The following is a 300-nucleotide window of genomic DNA, read 5'->3' as shown; positions in this document are numbered from 1 at the left end:
AACAGCTGATGTCGCATCTATGGGAGAAACACCAGAGATATCCGCAACAGCAACATCCTCTTCGTCAGCGGTCGCACCAACATCCGCCACAGCAATTGATTCCAAAGCATCGCCAACAGCTGATGTCCCATCTATGGGAGAAACACCAGAGATATCCGCAACAGCGACATCCCCCACAGCAATTGATTCCAAAGCATCGCCAACAGCTGATGTCGCATCTATGGGAGAAACACCAGAGATATCCGCAACAGCAACATCCTCTTCGTCAGCGGTCGCACCAACATCCCCCACAGCAATTGA

1 protein-coding gene is annotated in these 300 nt (G+C 51.3%); it reads right to left on the bottom strand.

The genetic code is table 11. The features are described 5' to 3' along the window. A partial coding sequence (locus MiSe_RS50125) for a hypothetical protein (protein WP_226595090.1) occupies nucleotides 1-300 on the bottom strand: 300 nt, incomplete at both ends.

The organism is Microseira wollei NIES-4236, from assembly GCF_020521235.1.
GTDB classification, from domain to species: Bacteria; Cyanobacteriota; Cyanobacteriia; order Cyanobacteriales; family Aerosakkonemataceae; genus Microseira; species Microseira wollei.
The sequence above is the reverse complement of the archived record's forward strand: the minus strand, read 5'-3'. Positions and strand labels throughout refer to the sequence as shown.